Here is an 18,820-nt window from a genome sequence, read left to right on the forward strand (position 1 = left end):
GTGAGTGGATGAAAAGTTTTTTCGGTTCACGTAACCACCTTGATATTATAATGTTAACCGGGTTTTTCCTTGCGGGGATATTATTATCAGGAAATGCTCAGTCAAAGACCCCAACTGACGATTACCCCCCGATCTATCATCCTGAACTGACCATCCGCAAAGCAACGGGCGCTATCAAGGTCGACGGTTTCATCGAGGATGCCGGGTGGAAGGATGCTGCAAGGATAAATAAATTCTTCGAGCATAATCCAGGCGATCAGACGAGACCTGAAGTCGACACCGAAGTCCTGGTAACATACGATGAGACAAACTTTTATGTCGCTTGGATCTGCTACGACGATCCCGACCAGGTCAGAGCTTTCATGTGCGAGAGGGACAATATATTTGAAGGCGACTATGTCATTCTGGCCATAGATACATATGGAGAAGCTTCGCTAGCATACGAGATAGCGGCCAATCCCTACGGGATTCCAGGTGATCTCCTTTACTCATCCAACTATGGAGAGGATATCAGCTACGACATGATATTCCAATCCGAGGGGCGGATAACCGATTTCGGGTGGGTCGTCGAAATGGCGATACCATTTGAGAGTATGCGCTTTCCAGATAAAGAAGAACAAATCTGGAAAATCGATTTTTGGAGAAACCGCCCAAGGGGATCGAGGTTCCAGTATTCAATCGCCGCTTACGACAGGGACGAAGCCTGCTGGCCCTGCCAGTGGGGGACGATGAAGGGGATATCCGGTATAAAACCTGGCAAGGGACTCGAACTTCTCCCATCAATCGTTGCCTACCAGTCAGGCAGTTATGACGACAAGACGGGAAAACTCGACAACATCGATCCGGATGGAGATATCGCTCTCGGCATCTCGTATGATATATCTTCAGAACTTACAGCCGAAGTGACGCTCAACCCCGACTTCAGCCAGATCGAATCGGACGCGGCGCAGATAGACGTCAACTCGACATTCGCCCTCTCCTATGCTGAACGCAGACCGTTTTTCCAGGAAGGAAGCGATCTGTTCAAGACATATTTCAGCGCCGTCTATACGCGCTCCATCAATGATCCTTTACTCGCCGGCAAGATCACGTGGCGAGAGGGGTCGAACTCCGTAGCGGTACTTTCAGCCCACGACGAACACTCCATTATCATGATCCCGTCGGAGGAGTACAGCAGAGATGTCGAGAACGGCAAGAGCTATTCCAACATCATCCGGGCAAAACATGATTTCGGCGAGCAGTGTCACCTTGGCATCGTCGCCACCGACAGGCGTTTCGAGGGAGGCGGCTCGGGGTCTCTCGCAGGACTGGACGCGAAGGTACGATTTCTCGGATCGAACAGTATCGCCATCCAGGGCCTCGTATCTCGCACCGAAGAAGTCGACAATCCCGATCTTGTCAAGAAATGGGTCGACAGTCTCGGGGTCTACGTGACCGACACTGAATATAATGAGTCGACCTTCGATGGTGGCAAGTACACCAGAGGGCTCGACGGTGAAACCTTCTGGGGGAACGCTCTTTTTACCAATATCGCCAGGGAGACAAGTAAATACTGGACTGGTGCCTCATACGTTGAACGCAACAAGACATTCAGGGCCGATAACGGATTCGAACCGCGCAACAACCGCCGCCAGGCCGAAGTCTGGCTCGGAGGGGTCAAGAGGTTTGACGAAAGCAAGATACTCGAAAATATCAACGGAACCGTCAGCCTGGACAGGGTATGGAATATGGACGGAGTGAGGAAGGATGAATGGGCCGACTTCAACGGAGAAATACATTTCCGCGCGGCGCAGACGGGGATTCACAGCCGCTACATGCGCAGCAACGAACTTTATAACGGGATCGAATACGATGATATATGGAACGCCCATACATGCTTTAATACTCACCCCACAGCGGCACTTGAATTCGGCGGTAATGTCGATTACGGCCACAGGATAGCCCGAAGGGACGACACGATGGGCAAGGAACTCAACTGGGGTTTCTGGAGCGAGATACAACCGATCGACAGGCTCTATCTTTTCGGTCAGTTCAGCTACAGCCAGAGCGACAACCTCTACAACGACGAGCGGCTTTTCGACCAGAGGATCTTCCGGTCGCGGGTGACATTCCAGTTCTCGAGGGAATTCTCCGCCAGACTTATCAGCCAGTACAATTCCAGATACGACTGCTGGGATTTCGATCCGCTGCTCGTTTACAGGCTTAACTCATTCTCGGTGTTCTACCTTGGTTCCTCATATAATTACAGCTATATGACACTTGAAAAGGGTGAGGGAAGCGAAGTCGAGGAATGGAGGCTTGCCAACAGGCAGTTCTTCCTGAAGTTCCAGTACCTGTTCCAGATCTGATCGTATATACAGCGATCGCACCGACAAAAAGGGCAGCTCCAAAGCGGGCTGCCCTTTTTGGTATTATTTTTCAGATCTTTTGTCGGGTTATTGCCTTTATCCCCGGGTTTCACCGGCCGGACAATATCATCCATCAGGATCATCTTGCGGGTCATGCTCTCCTTGCCCGCCTGGAGCCTGCAGAAATAAATCCCGCTTGCCATTCGGTTCCCCCTGGAATCTATCCCTTCCCATACGATGTTGTTTTCTCCCGCGTCGCATACGCGGTCGAGAAGCTAAACGACGCGTTTTCCCGAAACGTAGAAGATATCGAGCGACGCTTTGGTCCTGGCCGGAAGGTAAAATGTGATCTTGGTTGACGGATTGAACGGATTTGGAACATTCTGGAAAAGCCCCAAGACGCCTGAAGGGATCGAAACAGGGCCGGTCTCAAAAAGGACCCTTGCTTCATCACCTTCGACCGCCTCAACGCGGTAAATATATTCTACTCCTGGAATGACTGCCTCATCTGTAAATCCGATGCTCAGCCCTTTCTGCTCGACGAAAAGGTGGTCAGTTATCTTCGAGCACCGGGGCACCTGGCCTCATACCGCAATAGACCGTCGCGACGCCGAACGTCATAGGAAAGGATCTCAGGTCTTCAAATCCCGCCTTTTTTAATTGGCCGAGAAATTCCTCACCGGAAGGAAATCCCTCGACAGAATCAGGCAGATACGAATATGCCGACCTGTCTCTTGAGATCATCCGTCCCACCAGAGGAAGGATCTTTTTAAAGTACAGGTAGTACAGCGACGTCGCGAAGTGTGATCGGGGTTTTGACAACTCGAGGATCCAGATCCGGCCACCTGTTTTCAACACCCTCCGCGTCTCCGAAAGGCCGAGCATGAGATCATCGAAATTCCTGACTCCAAAAGCGACCATGACAGCGTCAAATTCAAGATCGCTGAATGGAAGAGCCTCGCTGTCGCCGGGGATAAGAACGATCAGGCGCCCAAGGTCTCTGCTGATGATTTTTTTCCGGGCGATCCTCAGCATCCTTTCGGCGATATCGACACCGATGATCTTTTCAGGGCCAAGCCTTCGCGCCTCGATCGCCAGGTCGCCCGTTCCTGTCGCAACGTCGAGGATTTTCCGGGGAGAGGAGCGGCGCATTTTATCGATCATCCTTTTACGCCAAAAGATATCGATACCGAGTGAAAGGAAGTGATTGAGAAAATCATACCGCCGTGAAATATCGTTGAACATATTCCGGATATGATCTTTATTTTTTTCGGCTTGCCGCTGCATCGGTCGGGTTGCTTATCTTTCTTTTCATGTGAAAAAAGCACTTTTCATCAGTCAAAAATATCCTTTCTTAACCATCTTATTTCAGTACCAGCCCGACTATCGCCGTCACAAGGGCGAGATTCATCGAGATTATATACAAATAGAACCAGAACCCAGGTTTTCCATTCTCCGCCGTAGTGATCTTTGAATATTGATGAATATATTTCATGATGAATAACCTGAAAAACAATATGCTGACCTTATGGCCCCGGTTGGAAAGATAGGCCGCCATCACAATCGCCGACACTATGCCGGTGATCAAGCTGACAAGGGCTATCCCTATAAATACGCTACTCATCAAGTACCTCCGCTTCTGTCATTATTCCTTTTATCATCCCACGCTTCGTGAAGATAATACACCCGGCGGTTTGTTCTTATTCAAAACCGGTAATGCACTGCTGACGACTCTATGAGAGATCCTTTTCCGGTCGCATCCGCCAGGCCACCGCCATACCAGTCAGTGTCCATGCCAGGATATGATAACCGGCGACGGTAAGAGCCTCTTTCAGCGGATATTCCCCTATGCCATACCTTGTCATATCGCCGAAGACAGCGAACAAAAGCCCGATACCGACAAAAAAGAGTACCTTGCGCCAGTAGCTGGACAGTACGCGCTCTGATGCCTGGGAAAGCATCGAAGCTGCGATCATCGGCGCCAGGAGAAAAAGAACAAGCCCGAAAATCATCATCCTTCCAGCCGCTTCATGTCCAAACCCGCTGTAGAGGATGCTGAATACCGGTTCACCCGGGGGAAACCCGGTCTGCGGGTTTCCGGCAGGATTACAGATATACCTGCCCGGCTCGGTTATCTCTTCCTTAAGCAGTTCGTATACCAGCCGTTCATTCTGAATCGGTCTCATATCCAACCTGCTCTTCAGCCCGAATATACCGTTAACGAGAACTGTCAAAATTATCAACGCCAGAGTCCCAAGCAGACCGGAAACTATCACTCTCTTGATCACTTCAGCCTCCTTCGATCAAAGCAATATTTGCCGTAATTTATTCGGATTTCACCCTTCAAATACCTCTGCCTCTCTTCCTCGTCAAACTTCTCGATCGCGTACCTGAGCATCGTCCGCGGCATTTTCCTGTAATGTTTTTTCAGGAATTTCCGCTCAGTGGCAATATCTCTCTTCCCCACCTCCCGGAGCATCCAGCCGACCGCTTTGTGGATCAGGTCCTCCACGTCACCGATCAATATTTCTGATATCTCCATCGTCTCATCATACCTGTCCCGTTTGATGAACCAGTATGTCGAGATGATGGCGATCCTGCGTTCCCAGATAGATCTCGATTTCGCGAGCCTGCGCAAAACAGCCTTGTCTCTCTCTTCAAGCCAGGCTCCGACTATGTGATATGCTGACAGATCGACGAGATCCCAGTTGTTTATATGCCTGGTGTTGTTCAAATAGAGCCGGTAGATCTTTTCCTGCTCGCCGGCACCAGCCCTGGAAAACCGATCGACCATAAGAAGCAGGGCGAAGAGCCGCACTTCATGATATTTCGACCGGAGAAGTCTTTCCACCAGGGAAAGTGAAGCGGACCTGTACCTTTTCGCCGCCTGGCGTACTACCGGGACCCTGATGCCCAGGAAGATATCGCCATGGCCATACTCACCCTCGCCTGTTTTGAAAAACCGCTGCGAATGGGCCGCTATCTCCGGATCGGCCAGGTCAAGCAGATGCTCCATCATCTCCTTATATGACATTCAAGTGACCTCTCTGTCTTATGGATTCGATCCTTGCTCACTATCAGGCATTCTCCCGGTTCACCCTATCGCAAACGGCCATAGAATTTTTTGTGGTCCTCCATATAACTTTTGCATCCAGCATTCAACTGTTCAACCGAGAATTCGCGCCATAGAGGATTCATCGCGACAGCATGCGCCCTTTCAAGATTACTGTCGTTTATCCAGCCTTCGATGTAGGTGACAGGTTCATACCTGCTGACCGGTTTAGTATATATATATCCGTCGCAGAAAGTCGAGAGGGTGAACGGATCATATCCATGGCCATACACGGCGTTTCCTATCGGCAGATCGCCGAGTGGCGAACCGGCAACATCGAATCCCATTTCGAACGGTCCACCCCCGCGCGACAGCATGAATGCATCGATCCGCCCGTTGGCTGGATGAACATATTCGGAATTATACCCGGCAGCGCTGCTCCATGGCGCGTGAAGAGCTACCGTCACCGCTCTCTCTCCGATCGCTTCGCGAATATGATTTCCGAAACGACCCTGGCTGAACCTCTCGAATCTGCCATCGACCACGACCGGCTGGCGAAAACCAGTGAAGGCGTGGTGAATGCCGCAATGGACGAGCACCTTTTCTCCGCTCCTGACAGCTTCAATGACCGGCAAGGCCCAGTCGGCTTCCGTCTGATCACCGGCGACCAGTTTCCATACCTCTGGATCGTTCCAGTCGGCCTCGGATTTAAAATGTTCATATTTGAGGGTATTATTCACACCTATTACCCTGAACGGAGGCCTTCCGGCGGGCCGCTCACTGTTTACCTTCCACGCAGTCCTGAAAATATCAAGATACTCGCGAAATCCCCAGGGCATAAAACCCTCAAAGAGTATCTCGCGTCCGAGATCCTCGTCCCACCTGGAAGCAAGCACAAGCGAGTCGAGGAGCGCCTGATCAGTCCGGCGCGCGAACTCCGTCGCGAGAAGATTCACTCCTTCGGCGTGAAGGCGGGGTATAAGCTTTTGAACAAAGAGCTCGTCATGCTTGAACCGGTGCATCTCTCCAAGGAGCACCACGTCGTGGTCATTGAAAAGCCCGGAGACATAATCGCCCGGCGCTCTGCCGTTCGCGGCGAACCAGTTTTCCATCTCTTTCTGAAGCTCGGCCGATATCGCCGGCGGATCTATAAGATCATCTCCCCCGCACCCGGAAAACAGCAGAACAGCAGCCAGCAGAATAGTGCCAGCAAGAAATGATTTTTCCAGAACCACGATTGCTCTCCTTCAGACCAGATGGTGGAAAGGATCGATTCCATCTTCATTCTTATTAAAACTCGGCAGCCTCCTGAAGCGTTTTACCATTTTCAGTATTTTAAGGCTGGCATGCAAGATAAAATGCCGATAATTTATCGAGGCGCTACTGGATTATCCACTATACATTCATCGAGCCAGAGCGATTCGAGGCTAAAAAGTTGAAATATCTTTTTCCCAGTGATACAATCACGCGGCGGCGCATCAGCAAGGGAATGGAGGGGCAAGCTGATGAACAGATCTGTATGGCCGGAGCACAGGACGGCGTTTCTCGTATTCCACGGTGTAGGCAACCAGTATCCACTTGCGACAATCGACCGGTTTGCCAGGTCTCTTGTCGAACTGCTCGAAAAGCGGCATCCGGGTATGATCGCCATGGAACACAAAGTCGCTGGCAGAGACGACGGAGGCCGCAGGAGATGGTATGATAATTACATAACCATAAAATACCATGATAGCGGATCGACGATCGATATATATGAATATTACTGGGCCAACCTCACTGAAAACGTCATGAAGCTGAGCGATCTCCAGCGCTGGGTCTGGCAGGTCGCGAGCGGCGCTGAAAAGTTCTACGAAAGAAACTCTGATATCGGGAAAAAATACGGTGATGAAAGCGTCTTCTTCACCAGGGATGGAAGGTTCAAAAAAGGAAACTATCGTTCCTTTCTTCTCGGCGCTGTCGGGATACTCCCGATTTATAAGGCTTTCTGGATATGGCTCTCTTCCCTCGTATCAAGGATCCCCGTCGCCGGTGGTCTTGTGAAATGGATCGTCGATCTGGCGAACAGGATGACTACCGATTCGCTGACGAACGTGATTGCCGATGTCGCTGTTTATAACTCGATAGATCCTAAATCGTCCTTTTACGCTATCCGGCGCGATATACTCGGTGGAGCGGTCGATGCGCTAAGACACCTGGTCGAACTTCCAGGCGAGATGACTTCCCGCGGAAGGAAAGAAGCCTGGTCGCCGTATTACGGAAGGATAATCCTCGCCGGACATTCCCTCGGAAGCCAGATCGCTTTCGACGCGGTCAACCGGCTGACGCAGATGATCTCGATGGGCGAGATCGATGGAGTCGCGGGCAGCGGGGAATATATAGGTCGCGATGGCGAACCATACATGATGAATTCAGGCGCAGAGCGGCATCGAAGAATACAGGAAGTCCTCTGCGGCCTCGTGACCTTCGGGAGCCCCCTTGACAAGATAGCTTTTTTCCTCAGGGAACAGGCGCCGGAAGAGCAATTCCTGAGGGGACAGATGCTTGAGAACTTTCACAGCTTCAAGCAGAAAAAGTGGTTCGACGATTCGAATGCCCCGTACCTCCTCGATTCGCCGTTCAAAAGGATCTTCGATGATATAAGATGGTACAACTTCCATGACGAGGGCGACCCGATCAGCGGGCATCTCGATTATTACGACAAAGTAAGGAATATCCGCTGCTCCTACAGGCGTAAAGGCCGAAGGTTCACTCATGGAGAATACTGGAGCGACCCGATGATGTTCGAGCTTATAGCAGATGATTTCATATATCCTGAGAGAGCGCTGAAGCATTCGGAGTGATTTTGAGCAGGAACGGGAGAACGATATTTCCGTTATTAAAAAAATAAAATGTCTTTTTATCCCACTCATTTCAGTCCTGGCGGCAATTCTGTTCTGCCCGGATACCGGGGGCGCGAACGCGACAGAGGGCATCGAATGGTGGAACAGCGACTGGAGATTCAGGATACCACTGACGATAGAGAGCTCACCGGAAGCGATCATCACCGGACATTTCGACCTGATCCTCGGAGAAGATATACTAGGCCTTAACAGGGTATCAATAGATGGCAGCGACATCCGTTTTATTTATACCGTCGGTGGCACGCACCGCGTGCTTCCCTGCTGGATAGATGACAAAAGGATCACAAATGGAGCCTGGTACGCCTGCTGCGAACTGAGCGATTGGGAACAGTATCACGGTCCGGCAGCCACTTTTTACACCAATACCAGGCCGAACGCTATCAGGTATACCGGGCTGCATGACAGGACTTATTTCGTATATGGAGATTTCGGAAGGGATCCCGCGATACAGTACTACGACCATGAGACAAAAAGACTCTCTCCCCCTGTTATCTGTGGACGGACCCGGATCCCTGACGATGCCCACGGAAACCCGTCGATCCTGATAGACGACGATGGTTATATCTACGTCTTTTTCGGTTGCCATCACCATCCGATCCAGATGGTCCGATCGGAATTTCCCGAGTCGATAGAAAGCTGGTCGCCAGGACCGCTCATTTCCGAAGAAGCTACTTATCCTGAACCATACATGCTCTCCCCGGGAAGGATCATCCTCTCTTTCAGGCAGAAGACCGCCCAGGACAGGACTGCGAGCTGGGTATATACGATATCGGAAGATCGCGGCGAGAACTGGACAGACGCGGGACAGCTCATACATGAGACAGGAAAATATATCTACGCCATAACCGAGACAGGTTCCGAAACGCCTGTGAGAAGTTTTCACATAGCGTTCAACCCATTCGACTATGGCACAAACCTCTATTCCAATATCTACTATATCTACTCCGACAACGATCTTGTCACTCTTAAACACAGGGACGGATCGATCGCCGCAGTGCCGCCCTGCGGCCTTGATGCCTGTGATCTTGTCTACGACAGCGAAAATAATTCAAGCCACGTCAGCGACATGATACTTGACGATGATAACGCTCCATATATCCTCTTCAACACGGGTCCGTGGGACAAGACAGGCGAACCGGGCGATGGAGAGTGGCGGGTGGCGAGGTTTGACGAGGAAATATGGAAAAGTTCCCGCTTGGCGCCATGCGATCACCTCTTCGACAGGGGCTGCCTGGCGCTGACCGACGACGGCGCGATACTTGCCTACCTTCCCATCGCGGATGACGGAATGGACGGAGGGGAGATCATCCTGTACCGTAGCGACAACCTGGGAATCACCTGGCAGGAATCTCGTGAAATTACTACCGGTTCTGAATATTCGCATAACTACGCTGTCAGGGTCCGGGGCGCCGATCCGGAATTTCGGGCGTTATGGAGTTATGGGTCGTCGGAGATGACATCGTGCTGCTGGATGGACAAGCCTTCCGAACTGTTTCTTCACGGTGACGGAGGTTTCATCAACGCGGGGCTCGGACAGACGATCGACATCTCGGTGAAAGTCGAAGGTGTGACCTCTGAAGGGACTCTTTATATGTACTGCGGCAATCCAGGGGCGGCTTCGGCCAGTGATCCGGGAACTTGCCTCATTAACAGCTACGCCGCTGCCAGTCAAGACCCTCCCGATCCAGAACTGCTCCTCGAGTGGCTGATCGATCCATGCGCCGATTCAGTTATAGATTATTCCGGAAACGGGAACAGCGGCTTCGGTCTCTTCGCTTCAGTTCCAGGAGGAAGCTGCCCGGGACGCCGCTATGACATGTCGATGCCTGGCAATGTCGCCCGATTCTCTCCCGGCGGTTATATTCAGCCTTCTGAATGGAACGGTCCAACGACAGCCGACAGTTTTTCAATTGAAGTATGGTTTCGATGCGAGAGCGTCGACACGATCCAGCCGCTTGCCTGCAGATGGAGCGGATCGCAAGGGTTCGGCCTCTATATAGATAACGGTACGCCGAATTTCTCAGTCGGAGCCGGCGGAATAAACGGAGGAGCTTTCGAAACAGCTCACGTCACCGGGAAAATCTGGCATCATATCGCAGCAGTATATGACGGGACAAATATCGACCTCTATCTCGATGGCCAGAAAAGCAATACAAGATATAACCAGGTCGGCCCGGTCGAGATCGATCCCGCCTCTCTTCTTCTTGGAAGTCTCGATGACGTCTCGTTCAGCGGAGATATTGACGAATTCCGTTTCTACTCAAGAGCGATGCGTGGAGACGAAGTCAGAAGTCATTACATGAAAAAGATATTCACCTCTCTCGAGTGGACGCCGGGCGATATAGAACCTTTCAATACGTGGACCGAAACAGCGAACCTCTTCATCACGAGAGTCTGGCCCAACCCGTTCTGCGAGCAGGTGAATATAGAATATCATCTCGATACAAGCGGCAGGATATCTATCGAACTGTTCGACGCCGCGGGAAGACGCGTGAGGACTCTGGCGCGCGACCTGTTCGTCAGTGACGGGTATCAGACGGCGCAATGGGATGGAAACAGCGACACTGGACAAAAGGCTGCGAGCGGAGTATATTTCTTAAGAATCAGCGGAAAAAGCGGCAAAGCTCACGCCAAGATCGTCATAATAAGATGATTGGAACCTTTCTCTTTATCCATAGATTCTCAATCACCAGCTACTTCCCGGAAGATATCCTCCGGTCGAGGCGCGTGATATTTACGGCACCTCGTAGACGTAGATATCGGAGTTACCTGTCCTGTGCCCCTTGTAGGCTATCATCGAACAATCGGGCGACCATTTCGCCTCGCTTTCGTATATCCCATGATGAGCAATAAGAGGTTGAGCGTTGGAGCCATCCGCCTCCATTACGAATATCGCCGGATATCCGTTATAGTACCTGGTGAAGACGATCCTGTTGTTCGCTCTTCCCCAGTCCGGATTGAAATCGCTCTGGCCGCGCGTAAGGACGATCGGCATAACAGTCCCTATCTGCTTCTTTCTTATCTGATAGTTATTGTCCTGATAGACGACCCATTGTCCATCTCCCGAGAAACAGCCTGCCATCCCCGCGCCGATCGAATCTGTGCCTGAAACAGAGTACATGAAGACGATCGGGACGGTAGTGCCGTCATCTTCCGGATCGTAAAACTGGGTATAGAGAAGCGAATACCCGCCATGGACTGATGGCGACCAGGCGGGGGTATTATTATTGTCGTTGTCGTTCGTAAACATCACCATCGTGCATATCGCTCCGGCCCCGCATGAGAATCCGGTGAAGATCTCGTAGTCGCCGTCAGGATTGTTACCAAGGTGATTCCGGTTGGAAACCCAGGCGACCTCTCCGCTGGAAGGGTTCACCGCAGGCATCGCGTCGAAATCGGGGCTGCTGGCAACCTGTTGCAGTACGGTACCATCGATAGAGATGCGCCAGATATCCCAGTTCCCCGTGCGAGCGGATGCGAAATAAACATACGTGCCGTCAGCGCTCCAGCACGGCTGCATCTCTTCGGCGACATTATTGGTCAACCTGATGATTCCCGAAGAGGTGACATCGACGCTGCTCTGCACTCTCCATCTGCAGTCGATCAGAAGTTCCATCGACACGATCGTCTCTTCCGGAACCAGTCCTGGCATTACGAAAGTAACAGTCGTGTCGGTCCAGTCGTTCACGACCGCGTCATATCCGAAGACCGAGACTGTGCCGGTGTTCGTTCCGAAACCAGACCCGATAGCCATTATCTCACGGCCTCCATATACAGCGTGGGGAAAGAACCCCGTTATCTCCGCTGTAATAATTCCTTTTACCACTGTGACACAGGTCCAATCAGAGATATTTCCTTCATCGTCTTTCGCGGCCATACAGACGCGGTAGTTCCCATCCTGGGCCGCGGCAGCGTCCCAAACAACTCCGTACGGCGATGTCGCGTCGGTGTCAGACCACAGGGTAACGCCACATAGATCCGTCACTTCAAAATATACCGTATCCACACCTGTACCATCAGTCGCCGTGCCTGATATATTCACTATCGAAAGGATATCCTCTCCCTCGAGAGGGGAAGTTATACTGACAAGAGGCGGATCGGTATCACCATCGCCTCCACCTCCGCCGGCCGGGCTGTCGCCGCAGCCGATCAACGCCATTGCCGACGCAAGTACGAATACGAGCATGGTAACGATCGCTACCGATCTCATGATGACACTCCTGTTTTAAATTTAAGATGTCCCTTAAGTCGCGTTTCGCTTTAACCTGGATCGTCACAGTAATATCAACTGCCACTTTTCCAAGCCACTCTGATTTTATCGGGAAACCCACCGGATTTCAAGAACGATTCATTGAGATATTACTTGCCATGGTGTAGTATCTCCCGGTCGATCGATCAGAAAGAAAGCGCTCGTGATGAAAGCTGTCTCATTACAATCGGGAAGCAACGGCAACTGCATATACGTCGAGACCGATGACCTCAGGATCCTCTTCGACGCGGGGATCAGCGGCATACAGGCGGAGCAGCGCCTCAGGTCGATCGGCCGGGATATCCGAGACGTCGACTGCGTCCTGATATCGCACGACCATTCGGACCATACCCGCTGCGCAGGTGTATTCAGCAGAAAATTCGGACATGACCTCTGGATGACCGAGAAAACGCGAGAAAAGATAGCCTCGTTCGGTTCAATTGGCAGGCTCGGCCGCGTTTGTAATTTCACCGCGGGAGAGATACTCTCTTTCAACGATACGACGATCGAGACGATCCCTACGCCCCACGACGGAGTCGACGGCGCCATCTTTATAGTCAGCGACGGGCGCGCCAGGCTCGGTATAATGACTGACCTTGGCCACCTGTTCAGCGGCCTGCACGAACTTGTCGCCAGCCTCGACGGTGTTTTCCTCGAAAGCAATTACGACGTCTCGATGCTGGAGAATGGACCATATCCCCACTTTTTGAAAAAGAGGATCAGTGGCAGCGGCGGGCATATCTCCAACATCGAGGCGGCGGAGCTTCTGGCACCGGCATTCAGGGGAAAGCTCAGGTGGGCATGCCTTTCGCATCTCTCCGAACAGAACAACACTCCCCGGGTCGCCATTGCCACGCACAGGGCGGTTCTCGGCGGTGAAGTGGATCTGACTGTCGCCAGCCGGTACCAGATTTCTTCCGTTCTATCTCTCTGAACCTGCTATTCAGAAAATACGGTAGTTGACAAAACAGCAAAACAGGAGTAGAATATTACCAGCATGAAGAGACAGAAAGGGCATTTAGACGGCTGTTGTACCCCGCTCAAATAGCGGTGGTGGTTTCCTCTGCCCTGATATAGTCTTTTCATGACTCATTCATATTTTTCAAGGCGCCACGGATTCTCAGACCACAAGAGATTCCGTGGCGTTTTTTTGTTCGGGACCCTGACGAGGCGACAAAAGGGAGATGACGCGCGATGTTCTGGTTGAATACGTTTAAAAGGATCAGAGAAGACTATTCTGTAGCTTTCAAAAGGGACCCGGCCGCGACAGGCTGGCTCGTCATCCTGTTCTGCTACCCTGGGTTACACGCCGTGTTCCATCACCGGCTCACGAACTTTCTGTGGCGAAAGGGCATGCTCTTTCCCGCCCGTTTCATCTCCCATTTTTCCCGTCTCATCACCGGAATCGAGATACATCCAGGCGCCAGGATAGGAAAAAGACTCTTTATCGATCACGGCGCCGGAGTAGTGATCGGTGAGACTGCCGAGATCGGTGACGACGTCGTCATCTACCAGGGAGTCACGCTCGGAGGAGTGAGTCTCAGCAGAGGGAAACGGCATCCGACGATCGAATCGGGAGTCGTCATAGGAGCGGGAGCAAAGATCCTCGGTCCGGTCGTCATCGGAGAAAACGCGCGGATAGGAGCGGGATCAGTAGTAGTCAAGGGCGTCCCTGGCAATTGCGTCGCAGTAGGAGTACCGGCGAAAGTGATCTCTCACAGGGACAACAGCGATGGAGATCTCAGACACGACAGAATATCCGACCCCCTGCTCGGAGTGATCAGAAGGCTTGAGGAAAGGATGTATCACCTCGAGCGGATTATCGAGGGAGAAGGAACTGAAAACGCGGGAGGATCGCCATTATGAGGAACCTCGTGGAAACGGTCGGAAAAACGCCGCTTGTCCTGACGTCAAATCTCGCGCCGGGATCGACTGCCTCAATAGCTGTAAAACTCGAGAAGTACAACCCCGGTGGCAGCATCAAGGATCGGATAGCTCTTTCAATGATAAGGGACGCGGAAAGGTCCGGCAGGCTTGAACCTGGAGGAACTATCGTCGAGGCGACCAGCGGAAACACTGGGATAGGGCTGGCTGTCATAGCTGCGGCGCTTGGATATGGCATGAAAACGGTCATGCCCGAATCGGTGAGCGCTGAACGTCGGCAGATACTTGCTTCTTTGGGAGCTGAGATCGTGCTAACAAAAAAGGATGTCGGGATGTCCGGAGCGGTGGACAGGGCGATGGAACTTGCCCACGCGACGGATAAGGCGTTTATACCGATGCAGTTTGAAAATCCGGCGAACCCGGAAGCGCACAGAAAGACGACAGGCCCGGAGATCTGGGAAGATACTGGCGGAAAGGTCGACGGGATCATCTGCGGCGTAGGTACGGGGGGAACTATAACCGGCCTCGGTGAGTTTCTCAAATCGAGAAAAAACACCATCGAGGTCTACGCTGTAGAACCGGCAGCTTCAGCGGTGCTCAGCGGAAAAGCGGCGCGGCCACATTCGATAGAAGGGATCGGAGCAGGTTTCATCCCGAAGATCCTCAACCGCGATATTATCAGCGAAGTGATCCCAGTGACGGAAGGGGAGGCGATCGCCGGAGCCAGGCTGCTCGCGTCGAGAGAAGGGATATTCTGCGGCATCTCATCCGGAGCGGCGATCGAAGCGGCGATAAGAATAGCAAAGCGAGGATCAAGCGCGGGCAAGCTATATGTCGTCATCCTGCCTGACGGCGGAGAAAAATATCTGAGTACGGGGTTGTGGGGCAACAGGCCGATCGGGATCAGGTAAAACCTAGTTGACGCAGCCGGGAAATCCAATTCTCCGGCAGAGATCACTGTAGCGCGGATCATCACGCAATGCGGCCCAGTTCTCTCCCGCATATATCTGCACAAGAAACTGGTCGCGATTTTCGTAAGCTTTTTCCAGCCAGACAAACGCGGAATCGAGATTCCCGAACTGCAGATACGTCATCGAGAGATAGCCACGGAGCATCTCATCTTCGGGAAGCTCCAACATATCTTCCAGAAGTTCTCCCGCCTTTTCGTCCTCTCCCGTCCTCGCGTAAAATATCGCCAGGCGAAAACTGTCGAGAGGAGCCGGTGAAAGAGCGATCCCTTCGTGGAGTACGCTCAGCGCCTCATCCAATCTCGACTGCTTCAAACATATCTCGCTTAGAAGATAATAGGAATGGACGAATTCGGGGAACAGGTCGATCGCTTCCCTGCATTCCTTTTCAGCCTTTTCGTTCATCCCCAGCCGGTCGTAGACCCCCGCCAGATTGAGAAGCACTCCAGGATCGTTCGGACCGAGCCTGTCTCCCAGCTCAATGAGTTTTTGCGCTTCTTCGTCGCGGCCGAGAAAAATCAGGTAATTCCCGTACCACAGAAGCCCCGTGACCGATCCCGGACTGAGTTCAAGGCAGCGCCGGTAATATTCCTCCGCTTCCACCCAATCCCACTCGTAGAGGGCTTTGACATCGGCGATCATCAGGTACGCTTCGCCGAGGGAATCATCTATCTCGAGCGCACGCTCGGCCCACTTCTTCGATTCCTGCCAACCTTCCGTCGAGCTGAGTCCATCAAGAACGATAAGATTGTTATATGCCTCGGCAATGCCGACATAAGCAAGCCCGTAATCAGGAGATCTATCTATGGTCTGCTTCATCAACTCGATCCCCCGCCTCTGATCTTTTACCGTCAACCTCCCGATGTGGTAACGGCCCCTGAGATACAGCTTCTGGATTTCCGGATCGACCGTTTCAGCGGTGGCGAGAACAGCTTCCTCCTCGGGCGTAAGAACCGCCCTGACCTGCCTTGCGACCGATATCGCCACCTCCTTCTGCAGCGACAGGACATCCCTGAATTCCCGGTCGAAATCCCTCGCCCAGAGATGGCGGTCTGTCTTCGCATCGATAAGCTGCGTGGTGATCCTTATCTTGTCGCCGACAAGTATCGCGGAACCCTCAATGACCGCGTCGACTCCGAGTTCGCGTGCGATCTGGGGAAGGGATTTTTCCGAGTCCTTGTACTGCATCACCGACGTTCTCGATATGATCCTCAGAGAACTGATCTGTGAAAGTTCGGTAATGAGAGATTCCGTCATCCCATCTGAGATATATTCCTGGTCCGGGTCTCCGGAGAGGTTCTCGAGCGGGAGAACCGCGATCGATTCTATAGAGCTTCCTCCATCGCGAGGACAGAATTTTACGATAACGAAAACTGCCGCGAAGACGACCATCAACGCTCCCCTGATGAAGCGCCTTGTCGGATTGAAAAAACCAGCTCTTCGACCGGAGGATTTTACTCCCATATCAACAGGATTCTTGCCAGAGCCCAGATCGTTGATCAGCGCGCCGAACTCCTGATAACGTTCCTCCGGATCCTTCTTCAGCGCTTTATCAACGATCGCCTCCAGTCCCGCTGGCATCTTTACGCCGTATTCAGAGAGCGGTCTTGGATTTTCATTGAGGATCGAATAGATTATCGCCTGATCGTAATCGCCGCGAAAAGGGAGTTCTCCGCATAGCATCTGGTACAGGATCACGCCGAACGCCCATATATCAGCCCTGTGATCGACCGGCGATCCATGTGTCTGTTCGGGCGACATATAGGCGACTGTACCAAGCGTCGTGCCCTCCTTTGTCAACTTCGATCCGCCCGGAGCGCTCGCGAGGCCGAAGTCCATTATCTTCACCCTTCCGCTCGCAGTGATCATTATATTTGCAGGTTTGATGTCGCGGTGTACTATCCCATGACGGTGTGCTTCTCTCAACCCTTCAGCGATCTGGCTGGCGATCTCAAGCGTATCACCTGTGGAGAGTTTTCCCTTTTTTATTCGGCTCTCGAGAGCCTCCCCCTCGAGATATTCCATTACGATAAAAGACTGGCCGTCGGCTTCCGCAATCTCATGAATCGTGCAGATATTGGGGTGATTGAGAGACGCGGCGGCCCTCGCCTCGTTCATGAACCGGGTTCTCTCGTCTTCTGTCCCAAGAGCGCGAGAGGCGAGAAACTTAAGCGCCACAACACGCTTCAGATTCATGTCCTCGGCCTTGTAGACGACGCCCATTCCTCCCTGGCCGATCTTCCCTGTGATCCTGTAATGAGATATCGTTTTGCCTATCAAGAACCTTCTCCACAATCAATATTTAAAGGGTGCCCTCTTTGTTATGCCGCCCTGCCCCGGACAATACTAACCAGATAAGATTGCAGTGTCCATCTTAATCCAAACGATCTGATCAGTGATTTTCACAGACATCAGAGCCCCTTGACATATTCATCGATTCCGATTATCATTTTATCAGCGATAACCCATCATTAATGTCATGAATCAAGCGGGTGGAACATTCACATTGGCCAGGGCTTTCGTGTGCCTGTCTGGAAGGAGTGGAATATGAGACTTGCTATTGTTTTGATCTTTATATCTGTCTTTCTCCTCCCCGGCGCGGCGGCGCAATCAGGTGGAACGATCAGTCTCTGGTCAGATACTGATCGATGCCATATGTACGCCGAGCCTTCATCTCCTTTTGAACTTTTCAGTTGCTGGATATTCATCTATCCAGACGCCGAGGGCGCAATGTGTCTCGAATTCCAGATCGACCTGCCTGACAATGTCGTTCTGATCGACTACGAACTGAATCCGATATTCGGTATCACGATCGATCCGATCACGCCATGGGTAGCGCCGGGAGCCTCATGGTGTTTTGATCCATGCCAGACAGACTGGTTCTGGACGCACAGAACAGATCTTCTGGCGATGAATTCCAATCCATCGCAGATCACCGTGATCCCGCACGGCGACACAGAGTCGATAGCGGCGACGACATGCCTTGGCGTCGAAACAGAGATGCAGGTGGATAACATGTTCTGCGTAAATCAATACTGCGGAATAATAACACCATATATACCGAGGCTTACCGGGATAGGGCTTGCTACCGGTACGATCCTTGTCGCGCGTTTCGAGCCGCTCATTGACAGCGCGGAAAACCGTTTCATCTCCGGGTATGTTCAGGCAATAGAACATCCAGAGGATATGATTGAAGTGATCGAATCAATGCCTAACCCCATTGGTGATGGATCTCTGGTTCTTACACTCGCGTCTCCCATGACAGACGCGAGGTATTACCTGCTTAACGCGAACACGTGCGGAAGGTGCGACTGCGGCCTGACAAGCAAGCCTTTCTACTTTGATGATGATATTGCCGCTGATGAATCATCGTGGGGGGCGATAAAAAAACTTGGCAGATAGAGCTGTCTGCTCAATCT

At 52.1% G+C, this 18,820-nt stretch carries 15 protein-coding genes; 7 read left to right on the plus strand and 8 right to left on the minus strand.

Going from position 1 to position 18,820, the window contains the following annotated elements; genetic code table 11:
• Positions 1 to 8: 8 nt before the first annotated feature.
• Positions 9 to 2,348, plus strand: a complete 2,340-nt coding sequence (locus tag JW814_01655) for a carbohydrate binding family 9 domain-containing protein (protein MBN2070134.1) — start codon at positions 9 to 11, stop codon at positions 2,346 to 2,348.
• A gap of 275 nt (positions 2,349 to 2,623) precedes the next feature.
• Here the strand turns inward: JW814_01655 and JW814_01660 are convergent, their stop codons facing one another.
• From JW814_01660 to JW814_01685, 6 genes are all read right to left on the minus strand, one after another.
• Complete coding sequence (locus tag JW814_01660; protein ID MBN2070135.1) at positions 2,624 to 2,926, minus strand: hypothetical protein; 303 nt, start codon at positions 2,924 to 2,926, stop codon at positions 2,624 to 2,626.
• Positions 2,901 to 3,635, minus strand: a complete 735-nt coding sequence (ubiE, locus tag JW814_01665; GenBank protein MBN2070136.1) for a bifunctional demethylmenaquinone methyltransferase/2-methoxy-6-polyprenyl-1,4-benzoquinol methylase UbiE — start codon at positions 3,633 to 3,635, stop codon at positions 2,901 to 2,903. Before ubiE ends, JW814_01660 begins: the two co-directional genes overlap by 26 nt.
• 76 nt (positions 3,636 to 3,711) lie before the next feature.
• Positions 3,712 to 3,972: a hypothetical protein gene (locus JW814_01670; protein ID MBN2070137.1), complete on the minus strand. Its 261-nt coding sequence runs from the start codon at positions 3,970 to 3,972 to the stop codon at positions 3,712 to 3,714.
• 109 nt (positions 3,973 to 4,081) lie between these two features.
• Complete coding sequence (locus JW814_01675; GenBank protein MBN2070138.1) at positions 4,082 to 4,636, minus strand: hypothetical protein; 555 nt, start codon at positions 4,634 to 4,636, stop codon at positions 4,082 to 4,084.
• Positions 4,633 to 5,382, minus strand: a complete 750-nt coding sequence (locus tag JW814_01680; protein ID MBN2070139.1) for a DNA alkylation repair protein — start codon at positions 5,380 to 5,382, stop codon at positions 4,633 to 4,635. Before JW814_01680 ends, JW814_01675 begins: the two co-directional genes overlap by 4 nt.
• A gap of 65 nt (positions 5,383 to 5,447) precedes the next feature.
• Positions 5,448 to 6,635: a ChaN family lipoprotein gene (locus tag JW814_01685; protein MBN2070140.1), complete on the minus strand. Its 1,188-nt coding sequence runs from the start codon at positions 6,633 to 6,635 to the stop codon at positions 5,448 to 5,450.
• Between the two features lie 270 nt (positions 6,636 to 6,905).
• On the opposite strand from JW814_01685, the gene JW814_01690 reads away from it, so the two are divergent.
• Positions 6,906 to 8,240 carry a hypothetical protein gene (locus JW814_01690; GenBank protein MBN2070141.1) on the plus strand — a complete coding sequence of 445 codons (1,335 nt, stop codon included), beginning with the start codon at positions 6,906 to 6,908 and terminating at the stop codon, positions 8,238 to 8,240.
• A gap of 310 nt (positions 8,241 to 8,550) precedes the next feature.
• Positions 8,551 to 10,953 (plus strand): BNR-4 repeat-containing protein, encoded by a 2,403-nt coding sequence (locus JW814_01695; protein ID MBN2070142.1) that lies wholly within the window; start codon positions 8,551 to 8,553, stop codon positions 10,951 to 10,953.
• A gap of 81 nt (positions 10,954 to 11,034) precedes the next feature.
• On the opposite strand, the gene JW814_01700 is transcribed toward JW814_01695, so the two are convergent.
• The gene (locus JW814_01700) at positions 11,035 to 12,510 is read right to left on the minus strand and encodes a PD40 domain-containing protein (protein MBN2070143.1); all 1,476 of its coding nucleotides are present in this window, start codon (positions 12,508 to 12,510) and stop codon (positions 11,035 to 11,037) included.
• Positions 12,511 to 12,715: 205 nt separating this feature from the next.
• Between JW814_01700 and JW814_01705 the strand changes: the two genes are divergently transcribed.
• The 3 genes from JW814_01705 to cysK all read left to right on the plus strand — a co-directional run bounded on the left by JW814_01705 (position 12,716) and on the right by cysK (position 15,344).
• Complete coding sequence (locus JW814_01705) at positions 12,716 to 13,483, plus strand: MBL fold metallo-hydrolase (protein ID MBN2070144.1); 768 nt, start codon at positions 12,716 to 12,718, stop codon at positions 13,481 to 13,483.
• Positions 13,484 to 13,743: 260 nt separating this feature from the next.
• Positions 13,744 to 14,415 carry a serine O-acetyltransferase gene (gene cysE, locus JW814_01710; GenBank protein MBN2070145.1) on the plus strand — a complete coding sequence of 224 codons (672 nt, stop codon included), beginning with the start codon at positions 13,744 to 13,746 and terminating at the stop codon, positions 14,413 to 14,415.
• Positions 14,403 to 15,344 carry a cysteine synthase A gene (gene cysK, locus JW814_01715; protein MBN2070146.1) on the plus strand — a complete coding sequence of 314 codons (942 nt, stop codon included), beginning with the start codon at positions 14,403 to 14,405 and terminating at the stop codon, positions 15,342 to 15,344. The genes cysE and cysK overlap by 13 nt, the downstream gene beginning before the upstream one ends.
• Before the next feature lie 3 nt (positions 15,345 to 15,347).
• On the opposite strand, the gene JW814_01720 is transcribed toward cysK, so the two are convergent.
• Positions 15,348 to 17,681, minus strand: coding sequence for a protein kinase (locus tag JW814_01720; protein ID MBN2070147.1), 2,334 nt, complete (start codon positions 17,679 to 17,681; stop codon positions 15,348 to 15,350).
• A gap of 267 nt (positions 17,682 to 17,948) precedes the next feature.
• On the opposite strand from JW814_01720, the gene JW814_01725 reads away from it, so the two are divergent.
• Positions 17,949 to 18,803 carry a hypothetical protein gene (locus tag JW814_01725; GenBank protein ID MBN2070148.1) on the plus strand — a complete coding sequence of 285 codons (855 nt, stop codon included), beginning with the start codon at positions 17,949 to 17,951 and terminating at the stop codon, positions 18,801 to 18,803.
• Positions 18,804 to 18,820: the final 17 nt, after the last annotated feature.

The organism is Candidatus Krumholzibacteriota bacterium (assembly GCA_016932415.1).
Taxonomy (GTDB): Bacteria; Krumholzibacteriota; Krumholzibacteriia; order Krumholzibacteriales; family Krumholzibacteriaceae; genus Krumholzibacterium.